Genomic DNA, 19473 nt, shown 5'->3' on the forward strand with positions numbered 1-19473 from the left:
CGCGGCGGGACATTACCTGATCTCCACGTTACATTTCATCAACGAGGTGATGAGATCGAAGTACGGTGTTCAACATGCCAGGTTACACTAGGAGCCTTTCCCTCTAATTATGAGGAAGATACGGCTAAAAAGATAGCTGCAATGCGACAAAGCGGACACCGACATTAAAGCCTAAGACAAAGGTGAGAACAACACGCTACAAGGCCGCTTGACTCGTGCCTGCTGACCCTGCATGTGCACGATCAGCAGCGCACCAATCAAGTGGTCCGATCAAGGACACTCGTTGGGAAAGGAGAGATGTGGGCGCATGAGAGTGAGAAAAATAGAAGATGAAATAAGGTACAGTCCGCACCTGAGCGCCGCCGCTGCTTACTTCGCCTTCACAGAGGAGACGCCAGGCTGCGACCTGTCTGCTATGCAAGACGGGCATGACTCTTGCATAGGTATGTGCATCTCGGCCGAGCGTCCAGCCATCAGCTTGAGTGCTCAGCCGTAACACGCGCACGGCTCACCTCACAAGGCTTCGCCGTTCCGGCCTCCTTTACACGCCGGTCCTTCCAGAGGCCACACGCTCTTCGATTGTTAAGGTCCTAATCAGTTTCTCTGAAAAAATTATTTTCTCTAGAGAGTGTATATTGCGGAAAATTATTTTGTCAGGGGCTATGAATTATGTTAAACTGTATATAGCTGCTTTCAAGCTGCTGGAGGTGCACTATGAACCACATTGATGCAAGCCGTGAATATATTACTACTCCGCAAGCCGCAGAGCGTTCTGGCTTGACTAGAACGTATCTGGCTCAACTTCTCAGAAAGGGGACTTTGGAAGGTTTCCAGCTCGGGCGAGACTGGTTCGTCTATAGAGACTCGCTCGAGGCATTTTTGAGGACCCCAAGAAAGCCAGGTCCTAAAGGGCCTCGTAGAGCCAAAGGAAAGCCTTCTAAAGCTCCAGCTACATCGGATTAACATATCATTCAAGCCTACTATCAGAATACCTGGGAATACTGGGAATGCCAGAGATTTAATGGGAAATATTGGGAGAAATCTGATAAATGTGTTAGAGATAATTGGCGAAACAGGGAACTTTGAAACATGAAGGGATATGGCGCTTACCTATCCAATTTGCGAAGCAATGCCGGATTATCATTAGAAGAACTGGCAAGTCTCGCAGGAACAAGCAAAAGCACTCTATCGCGCCTGGAAAATGATGAGGTTTCACAGCCTTTTAAGGGCAATATGAGGATGTTGGTTCTCATTCTTGCGCAATTGCTTTGCACATCGAAATTTGAGATAGATCGGTATCTGGAACTAGCAAGTATAGATCGCAAGCTGCTAACGGAAACGGAAGCTTTTGAGCTTGGTTTTATACGTCCTATACCCCCTGGTAGTAAAGATGAGGAAATACAGCTAGAATGGCTTGTAGCTAATTGTGAGGGTATATTAGCCAGGCTGGAAGAGGTAGAAGCAAAAATAGGCATTAGCAAGACACCACTCAATCTTAAACGCAAAATACAGGAATATACAAACTTGTTACAAGAAGCGCGATGGCGCCTTGATGCCCTCTCCTCTAACTCTCAAGCGCCTGTGAGGCCGTCTGAAGTTAAAATTTATGTTGCGGAAGCTTTGGAGGGAAAAATTGTCGTGGGTCATCAATACGGAAGAGAATTGAATAGCGATATCGTGAAATATAGTCTTTATAACCTTGCTTCAAAGAATGCCCGCTGGCTCATGCAACTCGCAGATGTGGAGCGGTTTGCAGTAGATGATTGTATTATTTTAACAAACAGCAAAGATTTTCAGGGCTGGACCTCTTCCGAGATTAAAACAACAGTCCTGAATACAAGCTTGCCTATTCCAGATGATCTGAAGGAGTTAAAAGAGGCAAAGCTTCCGATTATCGCTAAGGACTATTACAACTCATCTCATTATCGCCTGGTGTCTTTTACTCCTTCCTTTAGTGACTTAGATCAGCTCGAAGTGACACTTGCGCCTATTGGCTTTCATGATTACTATGCCCTCACTCCCTTTTTTGACGAACCATTGTTAACAGCACTGGACGGATCGAAGGTTTCCATTCGTCAAAAGTATGGAAATACAGCGCTCACGTACTCCTCTACAGACAAAGGAACTAGCTTGATCCCAACACCTGTTAGCATCCAATGCATTGTTGTTACATCAGATCAGCAAATTCTTCTCATGCGCCGTTCTTCTTCTGTAGCGTTTTACCCTAATCACTGGTCTGCCTCATTCGAGGAAACGATGAATGCGCCTGGACTGAACCGCAAGGGAGAACCATCACGATCAGATGATGCAGACTTTTTCGCAGGAGCGCTACGGGGACTGCATGAAGAACTTGCTGTAGAGAGTGATGCAGTTGAAAAAATTTGTGTACTTTCTTTGAATGTTGAGTACTTAACCCTGTCAACTGATGTAATAGTGCTTATCAAGCTGCATCTAAGCAGTGAGGAGATAAGGGAAGGCTGGATTTTAGAAGCATGGGACAGAGATGAAGCCTCCAAACTCCAGTTTTTACCATCTAATCTCAATGCTGTGGTTGAAAAACTGTTCAGCAACGAGTTGTGGCACCCGACCGCACGTATGCGGCTTATTCAATATCTTTTTTATGAGTATGGAGTTAAGGAGGTTGCCAGGGCTCTAAAAGCAAAAAACAGGTAGCTAGATACATCCAGCTTTAGACAAGAGCATATTCAACTTCAACAAGGTCAGGGGTTTTGTAATCCTCTGGCCTTTGTTTCAACCCTCAAGACCGCTGCAATCGCTCAATCCTCCGCGCCCTGCCGGCAGATCATCGAGATTTCGATCCTGGTTCAAATCCCGTACTCGGGTTTTGCTCCCTTGGTCCCGGGGAGCAAAACTGGGAGCAAAACCATTGAAACTCAATTCTAACCGTTAGACTCATTTAGACTTTTTCAATTGGTGTAGATACATAGAAAGTCGGTGAAAGCAGTCATCCAGACAGAACAGAATTACAGGTGCACGTAATTCAACTCTCCCCCATCTCCACCAGGAAAGAAGGCTGGAAGCAACGCAACAAGGCGGCTTCCAGTCTTTCTTTATGCATTTTACACTCAGCTTCTTTTTCCTTTCACGGAACGCATTGACAGCCCCAGCTCGCCAATACACCTCCCAGCCTCAACAACATATACCCTCCTCTGGAAACACAATTGCCTCACAAAAAGAACTCATGACACAAGCTGACACCACAGCTTTGTTGAACAAAACCCCAATAGTGAGAGCATCTGGAAGACACACACTAACATTGCCTGATGCAGAGAATCACAGTGCCATCACAAACACCCTAAACAGGGAGAAACGCTAGATTCCAATACCAAAAAGACAAGAATTGGCTTGTACAGCCATTCCAGAGGTTCTCCGTAAAGCACCATTGCTGGGTTAACTCTGCTCTGACCTCGTTCAATTCGCTATTTTGTCGTGGTCTTCATTTTTCCTACCCAAATTCAATGATTTTTGGCTAGACTCATGTTATACTTGTAGCAAGAATAGATCCCATGCTACTTCCCCTTATCAAGTCAATATGCAGAAGGGAGGTTTTTTATACACACTGGAATATATATCTAGTGGTCTAGACATATTGACATTTCCCCTAAATGGGGCTATATTCTTTGGTACAACACAACAAATAAACACCGGAGCACTCCATACCCCTTATCTATTGCAGGCAGAAGCATTGCTCGATTTGCAAGCAAGAAAGGAGAAAGACTGTACTTCGGCTTCCTGGCATGGTAGCCAAAACTGAGAATGGGAAGGATGAACTTCCCCTATACTCTACTTTTCTGGAGCAGCGCTCTCCATTTTCTGCCTACCATACTCGATAAAGAGTTATGTACTGATTTTATTTGGTTTCTTTTCACGTTATTTAGAGGAGAAAACGTAATGAGCTCAGCTATACCTGCACGCTCAAACGCCAGCGTTGGCGAACGTTTACTGGGTGGTTTACAGAGCATTGGCCGCTCTCTAATGCTCCCCATTGCAGTTGTCCCAGCGGCGGCCCTTCTCCTTCGTCTGGGAGATACTGATCTTCTGAATTGGCCCTGGATGAAGGCGGCTGGTAACGCTATCACCAGCAACCTTGCGGTGATCTTTGCCGTCGGTATCGCGATTGGTCTAACCGGTGGTGAGGGTGCAGCAGCATTGGCAGGTCTCGTCGGTTTCCTGGTCTTTACAGCTACTTTTGGCGCACTCATTCCGCAGGTCACCTATGTTGCACTGGTCAATGGACAGCCCGATATGGCGACAAAGCTGGTCCAGCCAACCGGCAGCATCAACATGGGAGTGCTTTCAGGCATTATCGTCGGACTCGTAGCAGCAGCACTCTATATTCGTTTCCATGATATTCGTTTGCCAGATTATCTTGCGTTCTTCGGCGGAAAGCGCTTCGTTCCAATTATCACAGCGGTCGTCACCTTGATTCTGGGAGCCCTCTGTGCATTGATCTGGCCATTCGTTCAGGGTTGGATTGACGCCCTGGGTCATGGAATCGTCAGTCTTGGCGCACTGGGAACAGGCCTGTATGGTTTCTTCAACCGCCTGCTCATTCCTCTTGGCCTTCACCATGTAATTAATACGTATGTCTGGTTCCAGCTAGGTAACTTCCAGGGACCTGATGGCATTGTCCACGGCGATATCAACCGCTACCTTGCAGGCGATCCAACAGCCGGAACCTTCACCGCAGGCTTCTTTGTTGTGATGATGTTCGGCCTGCCCGCCGCCTGTTTCGCGATGATTCGTCAGGCTCGCTTCCCGAAAGTGGCCTCTGGTCTGCTGCTCTCGGCAGCATTTGCCTCGTTCCTGACCGGCGTTACCGAGCCAATTGAGTTCGCATTCATGTTCGTCGCTCCGCTGCTCTATCTGGTCCATGCTCTGTTGACCGGAACAGCGCTGGCAGTGTGTACGCTGCTCAATGTGAAGATTGGCTTTGGCTTCTCGGCAGGTTTGATCGACTACGTCTTGAACTTCACGAAGTCGAATACAACCAATGCGTGGATGATTATTGTCCTTGGTCTGATCTACGCAGTCATCTACTATGTCGTCTTCACCGTCTGTATTAAGGCCTTCAATCTGGCAACACCGGGCCGTGGTGATGCCTCTTCCGGGATGAGCGCAGACTGGGTACTCCCTGAGAGCCAGCGCGGACCAAAACCCGGTACAGAGGTTGAGGAGCCTGTTGCAAGCGGACAGGAAGATCAGGACGACATTAAAGCGCGAGAAGTGCTTGCTGCGCTTGGCGGAAAGTCCAACGTGCAAAGCGTGGAGGGCTGTATCACTCGCCTGAGACTCTTCGTCAACTCATCTGAAGTGATCAATGACGAGCGTCTCAAACAACTTGGCGCTTCCGGCGTTGTAAAACGTGGTAAAGTTGTTCAGGTTGTTCTGGGCACACAGTCCGACCGCATTGCGAGTCGCATTAAGAAGCTCTTGTAAGCCCTTTCAAAAGGGCACACCATAAAACTCTTTATCAGGTAGGAAAATAATGGCAGAAATACGTGTTCTTGCACCGATAGATGGTACAGTTGTTGAACTGGAAAATGTTCCTGACGAAGTTTTCGCCCAGAAAATGGCGGGTGATGGCGTTGCCATTGACCCAAGCGGGAACACAGCAGTCGCTCCGATTTCAGGCACACTCGTTAAGCTCTTCGACACAGGCCATGCGTTCGGTATGGCTACCGGCGAAGGAGCAGAACTTATCGTGCACATCGGCATCGATACTGTTGAGCTTGAAGGCGAAGGCTTCTCGAAGATCGCGACAGAAGGGCAACAGGTTCAGGCTGGTACTCCTGTAGTGACCTTCAATCGTGCAACCATTGAGCGCAATGGGAAAGCTGCTGTCTGTCCGATCGTTTCTTCCGGTGTGGGAAAGGTTATCTATCGTGCCAGCGGAACGGTACGCGCAGGAAAAGACGTCCTCTTTATCCTGGAAGTCTAAATGCTAAAATAACCAGCTCCGGGTGCTTTTCAAACTGCCCAATCTGGCGTATGCTCTACTATACAGAGTTTGCGTCCAGATTGGGCAGATATTCATACAGAGTCTACCTTTCCCAATATCTGGAATACCAATCACATTCACATTCACTTTTTACACTAAAGGAGTCATTTCTATCCATGATTGAACGTACGGTTACTATTGCCAGTAAATCAGGTCTGCATGCGCGCCCCGCTTCTGTCTTTGTTCAGAATGCGAAAGAATTTAAAAGCCAGATTACGCTCTCAAAAAATGAGAAGACCGTCAATGCGAAATCTATCCTCTCTGTCCTCACCCTTGGTGCCAAACAGGGCGATCAGATTGTATTGAAGGTCGATGGTGATGATGCAGAAGATGCAGCCAACAAACTGGCCTCCCTGCTGGAAAGCGATCTCGGCTAAGCCACATCCCCTACATAATGAGAAAGGCCGCTCTCTACTGCGGCCTCTCATTTTTTCTCCATCTCTTTTCCTCTGTCCATGCACCTGCGTTATGATAAGAGTAGAGTTTGATAGTGCGCTCTCCCTTCAGGAACGGACAACGGAGAGCCGAGGAGAAACAGATGATTGTCATGATGCATACAGGCTGCAAGCCCCAACAGATACAACAGGTGCTTTCTCTGCTCGAAGACCGTGACCTGATCGGACTCGTTACACAAAACGGTGAGACAACCGTCATTGGTGTCCTGCGCTTCACCGGGGAAAACCAACCACCCGCCAGTATTGATCCCGCGGTGCCCGCTCTGGAAGAGCTTGCAGAGACTCTGGAGCTTCTTCCTGGCGTTCAGCGCGTCGAGCGCGTCACCACCCCCTATAAGCTCGCCAGCCGAGCCTTTCATCCCGCCAACACCTGCATCCACATCGCCGCACCCTGTACAGCACAAGGAGTGCTTTCTTTTGGAGGGCAGGAAGTTATTATGATGGCGGGCCCCTGTACCGTCGAAAATGAGAAACAACTGATGCGAACTGCTGAGGCGATTCGCAAAGCAGGCGCGGTCGTACTGCGTGGTGGCGCCTTTAAGCCTTCCACCTCACCATATGGTTTCCGGGGTTTGGGAGAAAAGGGGTTGCAACTACTTGCCCGGGCGCGAGAGGCTTTCGGTATGCCCGTTATCACCGAAGTGATGACCCCGACTGATGTGCCTCTGGTTTCCCCCTATGCCGATATTCTCCAGATCGGAACACGGAATATGCAGAATTATATGTTGCTTGACGAGGTCGGTCGAACACAAAAGCCGGTCCTATTGAAACGAGGCATGTCAGCTACTATTGAGGAATGGCTGCTCGCAGCCGAATATATTCTTGCTCAGGGGAATCCGCATGTTATCCTGTGTGAGCGCGGGATTCGCACCTTTGAGCGAGCCACGCGCAATACAATGGATATCAGCGCGATTCCCCTTGTCAAAAAGCTCTCTCATCTCCCTGTTATCGCAGATCCCAGTCAGGGAACCGGCATGCGCGAACTGGTCACGCCGCTCGCGCTCGCCGCCGTGGCAGCAGGAGCCGATGGCTTGTTAGTCGAAGTACACCCCATCCAGAAGAGGCGCTGAAGGACGGAGCCCAATCGCTGACCATTCCTCAGTTTGAAGCTCTTACGCCGCAGACACAAGCTATTGCCGCCGCAGTTGGGCGTTCGCTGGCAGTGTGAGGTGTTCAACCAAATAGCAGGTGAGAGCAGCTAAGCTTTCGCCTGCTATCCCTGTAGGGTCAGGGAGTAGTATGCCATCTGGGTAGGCGCTTCTTCCACCCCAACTGTAATCGATGTGAGGTTCGAGATATCAAATGACGCCAGTTGTTTGCAAAGCTCGTTACAGATATATTCGGCCAGACGCTCGGCTGTCGAATTATCTATCGGAAGCTCCGCCACATCTTCCTTCGGGAAAAGATAGCGCTTCTCTTGATAGACGATTTCCCAGTTCTCCTCAGTCTGCTTGAGTTGTAAATGAGGGTTCTGCAACGGCAACAGGAAGCGATGATCCAGACTTCTGCAAATGTCCTTGGTCAGTCGCTTCAAAACGGTAAAATCGAATACCAGTCGATCTTGATTCAGGGTTCCTTCGGCTTCCACCCGTACACCATAATTATGCCCGTGTAGCCGCTCACACTTTCCACCATATGTAATAAAGTGTGCGGAACTGAACTTCAGATACCCCCCCTCTATTTTGACTTTGCGCTGTATCCGCTCACCAGCCATTATCTCTGTCTCCCGTTCTTTACTGTAAGGTTCATCGAAAGTGTTAGATTGTGTCTTCAGCATACCATTCATCCCCATCGTTCTACAAGCACTGGCAGCAAGGCCACATCTTTCTTGCTAGCTGGCTAACTGGACAGCAAATCGTTTTGAAGCATATACTATACTAATGCCAGCAGGTCGTCACCTACATTTCGTAGAAGGAGAATAGAGAAATGACAGTAGAGGACACCTTCAAGTACATGCAGTCGCACTTCAACGCAGCAGCGGCAGCCGGTTTTAACAAAACCTATCAAGTTCACGTCACTGGTGAGCAGGGCGGCACATATGCACTCAAAATTGAAAACCAGACCTGCCAGCTTATTAAGGGCGGAGTAGAGAAACCAGATGTTACATTTACGATCAGCTCTGATGACTGGCTGGCTATTGCGCAAGGGAAGTTGAATCCAATGCAAGCCTTTATGTCTGGTAAAGTCAAGGTTGCAGGCGATATGATGCTGGCAATGCGACTTCAGAATCTCTTCAATATCGGCTAACATCTTTTTCGATACGATTGGACGAGCGATCATGGCTAACCATGATCGCTTCTTTCATAAGAGCTGCATTATCCATCTTTTCATGCATTTTTATGAACCTTGAACTCCATTTATGGCCTATGTTATACTCGTTGTGACTAACTCTATACTCTCTAATATTGATCTATCCCGACGGCCTGACGCCGTAGAAAGGAAACATACATTATGGCCTTGCGCAGTAAAGACCTCCACCAGAATTTACATCATCTCCATGGCATGCTCACCACCCATGAAGCCGCAAAAGCACTTGATCTGAGTTACTGGCACTTTATGCACCTTGTCGAGTCAGGAAGAATCCCGGGGACCCGGATTGTCGATCGATGGCTTTTCTCACCAGAAGATCTAGCGTATTATAAGCGTACCAAGTATGGAGCTCTGGAAGACCTTGCACGAACAGCACTGAATCATTCGGATATTGATCTGACAGAAAAACAAGCAACTATTTGTCGGTATCTCCTCGATAATCAACGACCCTCCGAAATCGCCCGCAAACTTCAGCAATCACGCCAGGCAGTCCACTCCCAGATAGCCCTGATCCGCGAAAAAGTGACCCGCACCCTTACCCCTCCAGAGCGCACCACCGACACCCTTGTGCCTGTTCCTCCTCAACAGTGAACATTCCTCTCGTCTCAGTAGCCAACCCGATCTTATGGTGCCTGCAATGCGATAACACATCATATTACACAGCTTGAATAGATAGCATATACATAGCAAGAGCAACATACCGCCCTCCTTGCCCTTTATCATGCCTCAAAACCTCCAGGAGAGCGCTGATCAGCATGTCCTTTTCACAGTTGCTCTTGCTTCCTTTTTCAATTTCTTTCACCACAGTCAAACGTCAACCAAATAAGCTCATCAGCCGTACAAAAAGAAGAGGCATATACAGCCAGAGAATCCGTTTACACTGAACATTGATCTTCCTTCACAAAAAAAATCCTGAATGAAATGTGGTAATGCAACACATGAACATGCACTCAAGCAAGGAACTGGCGACCATCATCGATACTGGCTCAACCAATACACCCGGTTTCACGTTCACCATTTATACCAATGGCAGCGGCTCCATCCGCTATGAGCAACGCCCAGGCAGAAACTGGTTTCGGGCCTCCACCGATAGAGACTTTGCTGCTGGCGAACTGGATAGTTCCAGCCTGGCAGAGCTGCTTCAACAGATAGATGATGTCAGCACAATCCCCGATCACGCCTGTCCGAAATCGGCCTCGTTCGGCACCATTCGTCGGATCCTCTATCAGGGCAAACAAAGTGGCGATCTGACCTGTATCAGCAGTCAGGACCTTCCTGTCTTCTATGCACTCAAACAATGCGTCAACACACTTCTGACACAAACCAAAGAAACGCCTTCTTCGTCGTAAGCATTCATAGCACCAAACCTTCTATCACTTCCTGTGGTTGATATTTCTGTACCTAAACATAAGAAACAAAAGAGAGATGTTCTATGGCATTATCCGAACAATCGCGCTACCTTCCAATCGAAGATTATGCAGTCATTGGCGATCTCCATACTGTTGCGCTGGTAGGCAAAAACGGCTCCATTGACTGGTGCTGTTTACCTCGCTTCGACTCTCCAAGCGTCTTTGCAGCGCTGCTTGATGCCGACAAAGGGGGCTTCTTCCGCATCTCACCATTGGAGAGCACCCATATCGGGCGGAAACAGCTCTATCTCCCCGAAACCAACATCCTGATTACACGTTTCCTGACCAATGATGGTGTCGCTGAGATTACCGACTTTATGCCGATAAAGTCCGACAGTCATGCCAAACGGCAACATTTTATTGTCCGTTCGGTCGCGGTTGTGCGTGGCTCAATGCCCTTTGAAATGATCTGTCGTCCGGCATTTAACTATGCACGCGATCCCCACACGATCCGTATGGATGATGACGGAGCCATTTTTCACAGCACAAATTTTTGTCTGGCCCTCTTTTCCTCGGTTCCGGTTCAGGAAGATGGAAAGGGAGGAATTCGCGCAGAATTTGTGCTCCATGAGGGGCAATCGGCCCGCTTTATTCTGGAAGGCGCCAAACATAATGATATCGAGGTGCGCGATCACTCACAGACCCATTACCGCGATGATTTCCACCGGACTATGACCTACTGGCAGCGCTGGATCTCTCAGTGTCAGTATCAGGGGCGCTGGCGTGAGCAGGTGCAGCGTTCGGCTCTGGCCTTGAAGTTGCTGACATATGAGCCAAACAGGAGCGATTATCGCGGCCCCAACCACCAGTCTTCCCGAAACGCCCGGTGGTTCTCGCAACTGGGACTACCGGTATACCTGGCTCCGTGATGCCTCCTTTACCCTGTACAGTCTGCTGACACTCGGATTTACGCAAGAGGCTGAAGCCTTTATGGGATGGCTGGATGCCCGCTGCCACGAGCTGAAGGAAGGGCAACCGCTGCAACCTATGTATACTATTACCGGTGAGCACGATATCACCGAGGAAACGCTAGACCATCTGGAAGGCTATCGCGGTAGCAAACCTGTTCGCATCGGCAATGCAGCCTACAAGCAGCAACAGCTCGATGTCTACGGGGAGTTGCTGGATGCAATCTACATCTATAACCGCTATACCCCGATTACGTACGATCTGTGGGAAAATATTCGCGAACTGCTGGATTGGTTGAGCAAGCATTGGCAAGAACCAGATGAGGGGATCTGGGAGGTTCGCGGAGGGCGCAAGCCGTTCCTGCACTCGCGCTTGATGAGCTGGGTCGCGTTTGATCGCGCACGACGCATCGCGTTTCAACGTGGACTTCCCGCCCCTATCACAGAATGGATGCAGACCAGCGCGACGATCTACGAAGAGATCATGAAAAAAGGCTGGAATGCCAAGAAACGCAGCTTTGTCCAGTACTACGGTTCCAATGAGGTCGACGCCAGTTCGCTACTGATGACACTTATGCGCTTCACCGGTCCCCGTGATCCCAGAATGATGGATACCATTCAGCGCATTCAGAAGGAGTTGAGCCGCGATTCCCTGGTTTATCGCTATCTACCGCATAAAGCAGCAGATGACGGGTTGGGCACACAGGAAGGCTGCTTCAGCCCCTGTAGTTTCTGGATGGCGGAGACACTGGCCCGGGCCGGGCGCGTAGCAGATGCCAGACTTATGTTAGAGAAAATGCTGACGTATAGTAATCATGTGGGGCTCTTCTCAGAGGAAATAGGATATACGGGGGAGGCACTGGGCAATTATCCGCAGGCCTTTACGCACCTGGCTCTGATTACGGCCTGCTATAATATCGACAAAATGCTGAACCAGGAACGGCCTTCAGCAGCCTGGCAATTGGAATAAGCCCGGCATAGTGACGTGTTTCTCTTAAAGAGAGCAGAATGAGGATAGCACGCCACCTCTTCCGTCAAACCAAATAACTGGTATAATAGACAGACAAAACAATTGAATCGCATCTTGCAGAAACACTGGCCGCATCGATACAACGAAGAATGAGCGAGCCAGGTTTTCTGTGTGCCATTTGTGGCTCTATGCAATGGGGCACTGCCTATCTTATAATCCTATCCGTTCTTCATTTGCTGTAAGATGCACAACTACATGCTTGTTGCCCGGCCAGACCGGCAAAAGCAGAAAAGAGGATGGGCAGAACAGCCCTTTTTTCATGTTTTTGCTGCTGTCATTTTGACACATAAGGACTCATTACAAATGACTCAAACCGAAATGGATTTGCAAAAAGAAGCTCAGCATATCACGCGGTCAGATTTACGCAATGTGGCTATTATCGCTCACGTCGATCACGGCAAAACAACACTTGTCGATGGCCTCTTAAAACAAAGTCATATCTTTCGCGAAAATCAGCAAGTTGGCGAACTTATTATGGACTCCAACGATCAGGAGCGCGAGCGCGGTATCACGATTCTTGCGAAGAATACTGCTGTCGAATATAAGGGAATCAAAATCAATATTATTGATACCCCGGGACACGCCGACTTCGGTGGCGAGGTAGAACGCGTTCTCAATATGGCCGATGGCTGTCTGCTGCTCGTTGACGCCTCTGAAGGACCGATGCCCCAAACACGCTTTGTGTTGCAAAAGGCACTTGAGCTCGACCTTCAACCAATTGTGGTCATTAACAAAATCGATCGTAAAGATGCACGCATCGACCAGGTGCTTGAGTGGACACAGGATCTCTTCCTAGAACTGGCAACCTCCGACAAACACCTTGATTTCCCGGTCCTTTATGCAATAGGACGCGATGGCGTAGCCATGTATCACCCCGACGACGAGCGTGTTAACCTGGAACCTCTGTTTGAGACGATTGTCAACAAGATTCCCGCGCCCAAAGTCCAGACCGATGCCCCGCTTCAGATGCTGGTGGCCGCGCTTGATTATGATGACTATAAAGGCAAGTATGCAATCGGGCGTATCGTTCGAGGCAAGGTCAAAGCTAATTCATCCGTTGCTCGTATCAATCGCGATGGTGTCGTCTCCACACAGAAGGTCAATCAGATCTTTGTGTATAAAGGACTGCAACGGCAGGAGGTCAGCGAGGCACAGGCAGGCGATATCGTCGCTCTTACCGGTATCGCTGATGCAAATATCGGTGAAACGATTGCACATATTGATCACCCGGAAGCGTTACCCGCCATTGCAATCAGTGAGCCAACGCTGAAAATGACCTTTGCCGTGAATACCAGCCCCTTTGCGGGCCGCGAGGGCAAGTTCCAGACCTCCCGGCAGCTTCGCGCACGCCTCTATCGCGAACTGGAAACCAATGTCAGCCTGCGCGTTGAGGATGGCAATTCACCCGATGAGTTCATTGTGTCGGGACGTGGAGAACTACACCTCTCGGTTCTCATCGAGACCCTGCGCCGCGAAGGATATGAGTTCCAGGTTTCACGCCCGGAAGTCATCACCCGAGAGGACGAGAAAGGGCACCTGCTCGAACCGTTCGAGATGCTCGTAATTGATACACGCGACGAATACATCGGCGTTCTGACCGAGGCACTGGCGCCACGAAAGGCACAGCTTTCCAATATGGTCAGCGACGGTCTCGGCAATGTGCGCCTGGAATATAAGATCCCGACCCGCGGCCTGATTGGTTTCCGCAATACCTTCCTGACGCTGACAAAGGGAAACGGCGCGATGAGCAGCCTACTCCTGGATTTTGAGCCCTGGATTGGCAAAATCGGTACGACTCGCATGGGCGTTCTGATTGCCTCAGAGACGGGCACAGCGATGACCTATGGCCTGAACAATGCACAGCAGCGGGGAGATACCTTCATTGAGCCGGGAACTCCCGTCTATGAAGGCATGATCGTCGGGCTGAACAGCCGTCCCGCCGATCTGGTCGTCAATGTGTGCAAAGAGAAGAAGCAGACAAACGTCCGCTCCTCCACGGCAGAAATTCAGGTCCGCCTGACTCCGCCTATTCTGATGAGTCTGGAGCAATCGCTTGACTTCATCAACAATGATGAGCTTGTTGAAGTCACGCCACAAACAATCCGGCTGCGCAAACGCTATCTGACACAACAGGAACGCTCTAAGCGCGAACGAGAATAAGAGAGCAATAGAAGAAAGAGCAGCCACCCGATGCAGGATGGCTGCTCTTCTTTGTTCCCATATTGGGTTGTTCAGGTTAGCAATCCCTTCACCACTTGAGTAAACGTGTTGTAGATATGCATCTCTCTGCTGGCAGGTTTACCGATCTGGCGCCTCGTCACGCTCTTCCAGTTCCGCCAGCAACACGAGCCCTTCATAGATCTCCTGACAACGATCACACGCCGCAAGATGTCGCTCTATTTCAAGCATTTCATTCTCTGATAATGCTTCGGAAACCTCCTTAAAATGCAATGCATCATAATAGGCAGGTAGTGAAGAGGAACACCGTTCACAGGTTATACTCTGCTTCTCCTCAAGCGCCCCAAACAAGCCCTCTGCGTTCCGTGAACAGATCGGACATGTCTCGACATGCGCAAAGAGTTTTGTCAGCGCCTCAGGACCCTGTAACCACTCACTACCATGTGCAAACAAACCACGCAATTCTTTACATTTCATAAACGGTCTTCTTTTCTTATTCTCTTCACCCGGGTATGCACATTTTTCTATAGTCCATAATACATTATTCTCTCAAACTTCGCAACACCTCCATAATATCTGGTCTATTTCTCAGAGCTTTTATGGCTCTATGACGCCATAGGTACACATCTTGCAGGCTTGCCTGTAAGATTGCTGCTAGTTCCTGATCACTCCAACCACCAATGTAGGAATAGAGCAGAATGAGACGATAGCGCTGGTTGCGCAACGAGACAATAGCCCGAATCAAAAGCTCATAGAGTTCATTGCGTACGGCCTGTTGTTCTGGATCAACAATACAGGTATCAGAAGAGTTGGCTTCTGGGATAAGGAGGTCTTTCTGTTGCTCTTTTACCTGTTGAAGTAAATAGGCTCGTGCCTGACGCAAGAGAATAACCTGTGTCCACTTGAGGAATGTCGTCGGATCGGTCGGACCTCCATCCGCCAGCGTTTCGCGGTAGAGGATCTCCATAACCTGATGGAGAACGTCTTCCTGCGAGCCGGCCAATTTCTCCAACTCTTGAGCATATCGGGTATAGTGTAACGCCTGCAAGAGATAGCGCCTCACATTTGCGAAAGCCAGATTGCAAAGCCGCTGATCTGTCGAGCGACAGGCATGATACAGAATACGGCTACATACACGTTGAGCTATACGCATCAGATCCTTGTGCGTTGCCTGAGCCAGGTCCCACCCCACATGCTTATACTCTTCAAGCATTTTTGTCACCACTTCATCAACCGTTGTAAGCTCTTGAGTATAACGCGTTATTGCCTTTATTGCTACAGCCTTACATCTCTCCCTGATGTTCTCGCTTATCTCATCCATATCAACGCTCTTTCACTTTTATACGCCAATTTCTCCCTTTATAAGATTTTCTCCCTCTATCAAAAAGACGCATTTCTCTCATATCTTTCAAACTTCTGGTATAAAAGAGCCTTACAAGCCAGTGTAACAACAAGCAAAAAAGAGTGAAGCCTAATAAAGCTTCACCCCCTCGTTGGCGATAGCGCTTGCTTCGGCGTACCGCAACGGCATATGCGCAGATTTCCATCCACCGGCCACTTGAAGCGCCTTGATATCGGTCCCATTGCGCATCGCAACCGTCGCCCAGTAGTGACGGCAATCATGCGGAGAGAGATTCTCAAGCTGTATCATCCGTCCCAGTTGACCAACGCGTTTATTGATTGCCCGGGTCGACATCGCACGGCCTTTGTAGCCGGCAAACAGATAGGGCCCTTGCACCTGTGGTAAATAGCGCATCAACGCCACCAGACTATCAGGCGTCAGACGATGGGTCTGCACCATATCAACTTTCTCCCGATAGAAGGTGATCGTCCCCTGGGTGAGATTGATATGTTCGACACGCAGGCCCGCAAGCTCACCACAACGGAGCCCATGATCCAGCAGCAGGCACATCATTGCCGCATCGCGCCGTCCCAGTTCTGTATCAGGCTGACGTTTTAACAGGGTCGCGTGGCCGATATTGAGACTGGTTGCCTGTTGCTTTTTCTCCCCAACCCGCGTGATAGGACGACGTCTATCAATATGCACCCCCTCCTTGTGAGAGTACCCTTTCACCAGTTTGATAGAAGCGTATTCCTGCTGGCTCAACTTTCCAGCTTTCACCGCCAGGTTACAGTAGGCCTTGATCGTCGCCAGACGCACATTAATGCTTCCAATAGAGTAGCCACGCCTTGTCTGCCACTCAACAAACGCCTCTACCAGTCCATGTGTCACGCCACTCCAGAGCGACCAGTCTCCACTATCGAGGAAATGAGAAATAGGTTGCTCATATTGAACCGATTCCAGAAAGCGAAAAAAGAGCTTCAAATCTGCCTTCTGTCGCCGCAGCGTATTTTCCGCTTTAGTAGAACTATAGCGGATATGCGCGGTTTCGCCCGCAATTCGGTTGGCAAAATCACCCACCGACTCAGGAGCCCCAAACGGAAGGATCTCAACACTGTGGGCTCGAATTGGCAGCTCATCCATTGTAAATGTTCCCTCATTTCAGCAAAGTTCCGATTAGTTGGTGAAATCGGAAATTTCTCTATGATGGCCTATAAAGCGGCTTCTTCTTCGGTCTCATATGTCTCATGTGTCTCATGTATCTCATATGTTTGCCGTCAAATTTGCCGTCAAATTTGCTCCCTCATTATACACAATTTTCAGGCAATAACCTGTTGCGGAAGATACCTGATATCCACATTTTATTTTCACATATTCATCTCGTTCATCATTGTGATATATCATCTGTATAGGAGGAACCGTATGAATCCAAACAATCAGCATCTACCTTTTCAGCAACCTGGCTCACAGCCACAGCCGAAATATCCACCTTTTCAGCAACCTGGGATACCGCCACAAATGCCGCCATTCCCACCACAACCACCACAAAAAAAGCCGAACTGGTTCCAGCGGCTCTCGAAGCGCGGGAAGATAGTTGTAATTGCATCCATCATCATCGCGCTGTTCATGTGTAGCGCGCTTGGCAACGCGGTTAATGTGGCGACAAAGCAGCAGACTTCCCAGCAACTTCAACAACCAACACCGCAACCAACTCGACAGGCGACGTCACCGAAGCCCACACCACCGAAACCCACACCACCGAAGCCCACACCCACACCAGCGACAACAGTGGAAGGAAGAGTAGAGCAACTAGCAGCACAAGCTGCGCAATATGGGAAGGAATATTTCGTTGCCTATGCCCCAGAAAACAAAATTCTCTTGATAGAAGAAACAATGCAGGATGGAACCGGCACAGAACAGAACATCAAAGAGGAGTGCCTTCGCCTTCACAAAACGATCTGGCAAAATCAAAGTAATATCGGACAAGAATCCTTCGTTCTCCAGCTCTATGACAAAGCAAGCTCGAAGGATCTCGGATACGTTGGAGCTTGCCAGATGCGCATAGAGAAAGCCCAGACCACTCCCTGGGATTCACTAGATGCAGCGTCCGCCTGGGAGATGTACGACAGCAAAAGCATCTTCTAGCAATCATCAAAAAGGCCGGTAGCGCAAAGATGCTACCGGCTTTTTTTGTTGCTCTACGACACGCGCCAGAACTGCCACCATTTGCGCTGGTGCACCTGGCTGGAGGGCACATAGCGATCCTTCTGCCAGGTCCAGCCGACCGGGCGCGGTGAAACCAGCGGCACGAAGTAAAGGGTATTGGCAAAGGCGTTGATCACTTCCTGCTTGACTTCTCCTCGCCTCTTCTCGACCCTGAGAATATCCCCATATACACGCCCATCTCTATACTGGCCAGTAGGCGCGATGAGCCGAGACTGTTGCTCCGCCATCTGATCGAGAAGATCTTGTTCCACATGATCCTGAGAAAAGGCGCAACCAAAAATCATCCGATCGAAGGGGGCATATTGGGGCAGACCTTCAGCGGCGTCGCCCTGCATGATGGTCACATTCTCTATGCCGAGTTTTGCCAGACGATCCTTCGCAAACTCGACGCGTTTGGGATCACGCTCTACCGAGTAAACGTGTTTACACATCCTGGCAAGGATAGCTGTCTGATAGCCTGTGCCGGTACCACCTTCATACACGACCTCATGCCCTTTGAGAAAAAGCAGCGCCACCATTTTGAATATTACCCCTGGTTGTGAAAGCAAACCAGCCCGCCCTTTATTGGTGGAGACATCAGGCAGGAAGTCGCTCAGCTCTTCTGGAACAAAATGCGCTCTGTCAATCTCCTCAAACAGCTTTACAAGCTTCTCGGGATAGGGCTTAAACTGTTGGGCAAATTCCCTCACAATATCCAAAAATGGACGAGTGTGGTCAACGGGCCGGAAATTCGTCATTGTTCCCTTTCTCCTTCCACTAATACAAGGGAGAGAGGAATACGGCGTCCTCTCTCCAAAGTATACCCTAGAAATGCTCATCAGGATCCAATTCTTCATACATTGAAAGGTCTGGGTTGCCCTCTTGACCATCTTCTTCATCGCGCCGCTTGTAGGGCTGGTATTCCGTCGCCTCTGAATCATCCCACCCTGTGCCTTCATATCCACCTCCGCCACCTCCGCCGCCAGAGATCTCCTCGCCATTCTGCGCCACCAACAAGCCTGCACCGATGGCATAGAGCAGTACAGCCCCTGCTGGCACCTGAGGCGAAAACTGGCGACGACCAGCCGCCGTCACTTCTGGCCTTCGCTCTTTCGTGAAGGTATGCAGGAACGCGTTCACGCACACGACCAGGCCGATCCCAACGATAAGCGCGACGAATTTGCGAGCTGGTGACCACTCAGGACGGCCAACCTCACGAAGCCGCCCGAAGAGATACCGACCAGCCGCGAAAAAGCCCCGTTCACGGAGCTGCTCAAACGTCTCACGCGAAACGGAGGGGCTCCCCCATGTCTCAGGAACCCGGTTTGCCTCATACAACGCCTGTAACGAGTCAGCGATTTTCTTTCTCATCCATTGAAGCATGCTCTGGACCCTCCCTGTCCTGTATGTGTGTCTCTTGATGGCACATAATGATCACGTGCTCGTGTCCTGATCGCGGGGACAGCATTTCCGCGGCAAGCATGCGGGCCGTTTCTTGATCAATTGCGAGCACTTTGATATCGAGGATCAGCTCCGCCCGAAACAGAAAAATTTCCTTGCCCGGTGGTGACTCCACAATCTCAGCGTCTGCCAGGGAGAAAAGCCCAGATTCCT

At 49.6% G+C, this 19473-nt stretch carries 18 protein-coding genes and 1 pseudogene; 12 read left to right on the forward strand and 7 right to left on the reverse strand.

Annotated elements, in window-relative coordinates:
- Positions 1 to 714 precede the first annotated feature (714 nt).
- The 6 genes from EI42_RS35060 to aroF all read left to right on the forward strand — a co-directional run bounded on the left by EI42_RS35060 (position 715) and on the right by aroF (position 7547).
- Complete coding sequence (locus EI42_RS35060; protein WP_111326636.1) at positions 715 to 963, forward strand: helix-turn-helix domain-containing protein; 249 nt, start codon at positions 715 to 717, stop codon at positions 961 to 963.
- 126 nt (positions 964 to 1089) lie between these two features.
- On the forward strand, positions 1090 to 2673 hold the full coding sequence (locus EI42_RS30700) for a helix-turn-helix domain-containing protein (protein WP_111326638.1): 1584 nt from the start codon (positions 1090 to 1092) through the stop codon (positions 2671 to 2673).
- A 1239-nt stretch (positions 2674 to 3912) separates the two neighbouring features.
- Positions 3913 to 5460 carry an N-acetylglucosamine-specific PTS transporter subunit IIBC gene (gene nagE, locus EI42_RS30705; protein ID WP_111326640.1) on the forward strand — a complete coding sequence of 516 codons (1548 nt, stop codon included), beginning with the start codon at positions 3913 to 3915 and terminating at the stop codon, positions 5458 to 5460.
- Between the two features lie 49 nt (positions 5461 to 5509).
- Positions 5510 to 5962 carry a PTS sugar transporter subunit IIA gene (locus tag EI42_RS30710; RefSeq protein WP_111326642.1) on the forward strand — a complete coding sequence of 151 codons (453 nt, stop codon included), beginning with the start codon at positions 5510 to 5512 and terminating at the stop codon, positions 5960 to 5962.
- A gap of 176 nt (positions 5963 to 6138) precedes the next feature.
- The gene (locus EI42_RS30715) at positions 6139 to 6399 is read left to right on the forward strand and encodes an HPr family phosphocarrier protein (RefSeq protein ID WP_111326644.1); all 261 of its coding nucleotides are present in this window, start codon (positions 6139 to 6141) and stop codon (positions 6397 to 6399) included.
- A 161-nt stretch (positions 6400 to 6560) separates the two neighbouring features.
- Positions 6561 to 7547 (forward strand): 3-deoxy-7-phosphoheptulonate synthase, encoded by a 987-nt coding sequence (aroF, locus tag EI42_RS30720; RefSeq protein WP_211326431.1) that lies wholly within the window; start codon positions 6561 to 6563, stop codon positions 7545 to 7547.
- Between the two features lie 143 nt (positions 7548 to 7690).
- Here aroF and EI42_RS30725 read toward each other — a convergent pair whose 3' ends face one another.
- On the reverse strand, positions 7691 to 8191 hold the full coding sequence (locus EI42_RS30725) for a 6-pyruvoyl trahydropterin synthase family protein (protein WP_170143039.1): 501 nt from the start codon (positions 8189 to 8191) through the stop codon (positions 7691 to 7693).
- 212 nt (positions 8192 to 8403) lie between these two features.
- On the opposite strand from EI42_RS30725, the gene EI42_RS30730 reads away from it, so the two are divergent.
- The 5 genes and pseudogenes from EI42_RS30730 (at position 8404) to typA (ending at position 14294) form a co-directional block, all read left to right on the forward strand.
- A complete protein-coding gene (locus tag EI42_RS30730; RefSeq protein ID WP_111326648.1) occupies positions 8404 to 8724 on the forward strand; it encodes an SCP2 sterol-binding domain-containing protein in 321 nt (106 codons plus the stop codon).
- 204 nt (positions 8725 to 8928) lie between these two features.
- The gene (locus EI42_RS30735; RefSeq protein ID WP_111326650.1) at positions 8929 to 9378 is read left to right on the forward strand and encodes a hypothetical protein; all 450 of its coding nucleotides are present in this window, start codon (positions 8929 to 8931) and stop codon (positions 9376 to 9378) included.
- Positions 9379 to 9725: 347 nt separating this feature from the next.
- The gene (locus tag EI42_RS30740; RefSeq protein WP_211326432.1) at positions 9726 to 10136 is read left to right on the forward strand and encodes a hypothetical protein; all 411 of its coding nucleotides are present in this window, start codon (positions 9726 to 9728) and stop codon (positions 10134 to 10136) included.
- Positions 10137 to 10219: 83 nt separating this feature from the next.
- Positions 10220 to 12074, forward strand: a pseudogene (locus tag EI42_RS34770) (glycoside hydrolase family 15 protein).
- Positions 12075 to 12437: 363 nt separating this feature from the next.
- Positions 12438 to 14294, forward strand: a complete 1857-nt coding sequence (gene typA, locus EI42_RS30750; RefSeq protein WP_246046363.1) for a translational GTPase TypA — start codon at positions 12438 to 12440, stop codon at positions 14292 to 14294.
- 138 nt (positions 14295 to 14432) lie between these two features.
- On the opposite strand, the gene EI42_RS30755 is transcribed toward typA, so the two are convergent.
- The 3 genes from EI42_RS30755 to EI42_RS30765 form a co-directional block, all read right to left on the reverse strand.
- Positions 14433 to 14789, reverse strand: coding sequence for a zf-HC2 domain-containing protein (locus tag EI42_RS30755; RefSeq protein WP_111326654.1), 357 nt, complete (start codon positions 14787 to 14789; stop codon positions 14433 to 14435).
- Positions 14790 to 14853: 64 nt separating this feature from the next.
- Positions 14854 to 15633 carry an RNA polymerase sigma factor gene (locus tag EI42_RS30760; RefSeq protein WP_111326656.1) on the reverse strand — a complete coding sequence of 260 codons (780 nt, stop codon included), beginning with the start codon at positions 15631 to 15633 and terminating at the stop codon, positions 14854 to 14856.
- 150 nt (positions 15634 to 15783) lie between these two features.
- Positions 15784 to 16797, reverse strand: a complete 1014-nt coding sequence (locus EI42_RS30765) for a tyrosine-type recombinase/integrase (protein ID WP_111326658.1) — start codon at positions 16795 to 16797, stop codon at positions 15784 to 15786.
- A 279-nt stretch (positions 16798 to 17076) separates the two neighbouring features.
- On the opposite strand from EI42_RS30765, the gene EI42_RS30770 reads away from it, so the two are divergent.
- The gene (locus EI42_RS30770; protein ID WP_111326660.1) at positions 17077 to 17799 is read left to right on the forward strand and encodes a hypothetical protein; all 723 of its coding nucleotides are present in this window, start codon (positions 17077 to 17079) and stop codon (positions 17797 to 17799) included.
- 53 nt (positions 17800 to 17852) lie between these two features.
- Here EI42_RS30770 and EI42_RS30775 read toward each other — a convergent pair whose 3' ends face one another.
- The 3 genes from EI42_RS30775 to EI42_RS33615 form a co-directional block, all read right to left on the reverse strand.
- Positions 17853 to 18617, reverse strand: a complete 765-nt coding sequence (locus EI42_RS30775) for a protein-L-isoaspartate O-methyltransferase family protein (protein ID WP_170143040.1) — start codon at positions 18615 to 18617, stop codon at positions 17853 to 17855.
- 67 nt (positions 18618 to 18684) lie between these two features.
- On the reverse strand, positions 18685 to 19242 hold the full coding sequence (locus EI42_RS32980) for a hypothetical protein (RefSeq protein ID WP_170143041.1): 558 nt from the start codon (positions 19240 to 19242) through the stop codon (positions 18685 to 18687).
- Positions 19211 to 19473: hypothetical protein (locus tag EI42_RS33615; protein WP_211326433.1), on the reverse strand; the 263-nt coding region annotated here is incomplete at its 5' end. The genes EI42_RS33615 and EI42_RS32980, both read right to left, overlap by 32 nt.

The organism is Thermosporothrix hazakensis (assembly GCF_003253565.1).
GTDB classification, from domain to species: Bacteria; Chloroflexota; Ktedonobacteria; order Ktedonobacterales; family Ktedonobacteraceae; genus Thermosporothrix; species Thermosporothrix hazakensis.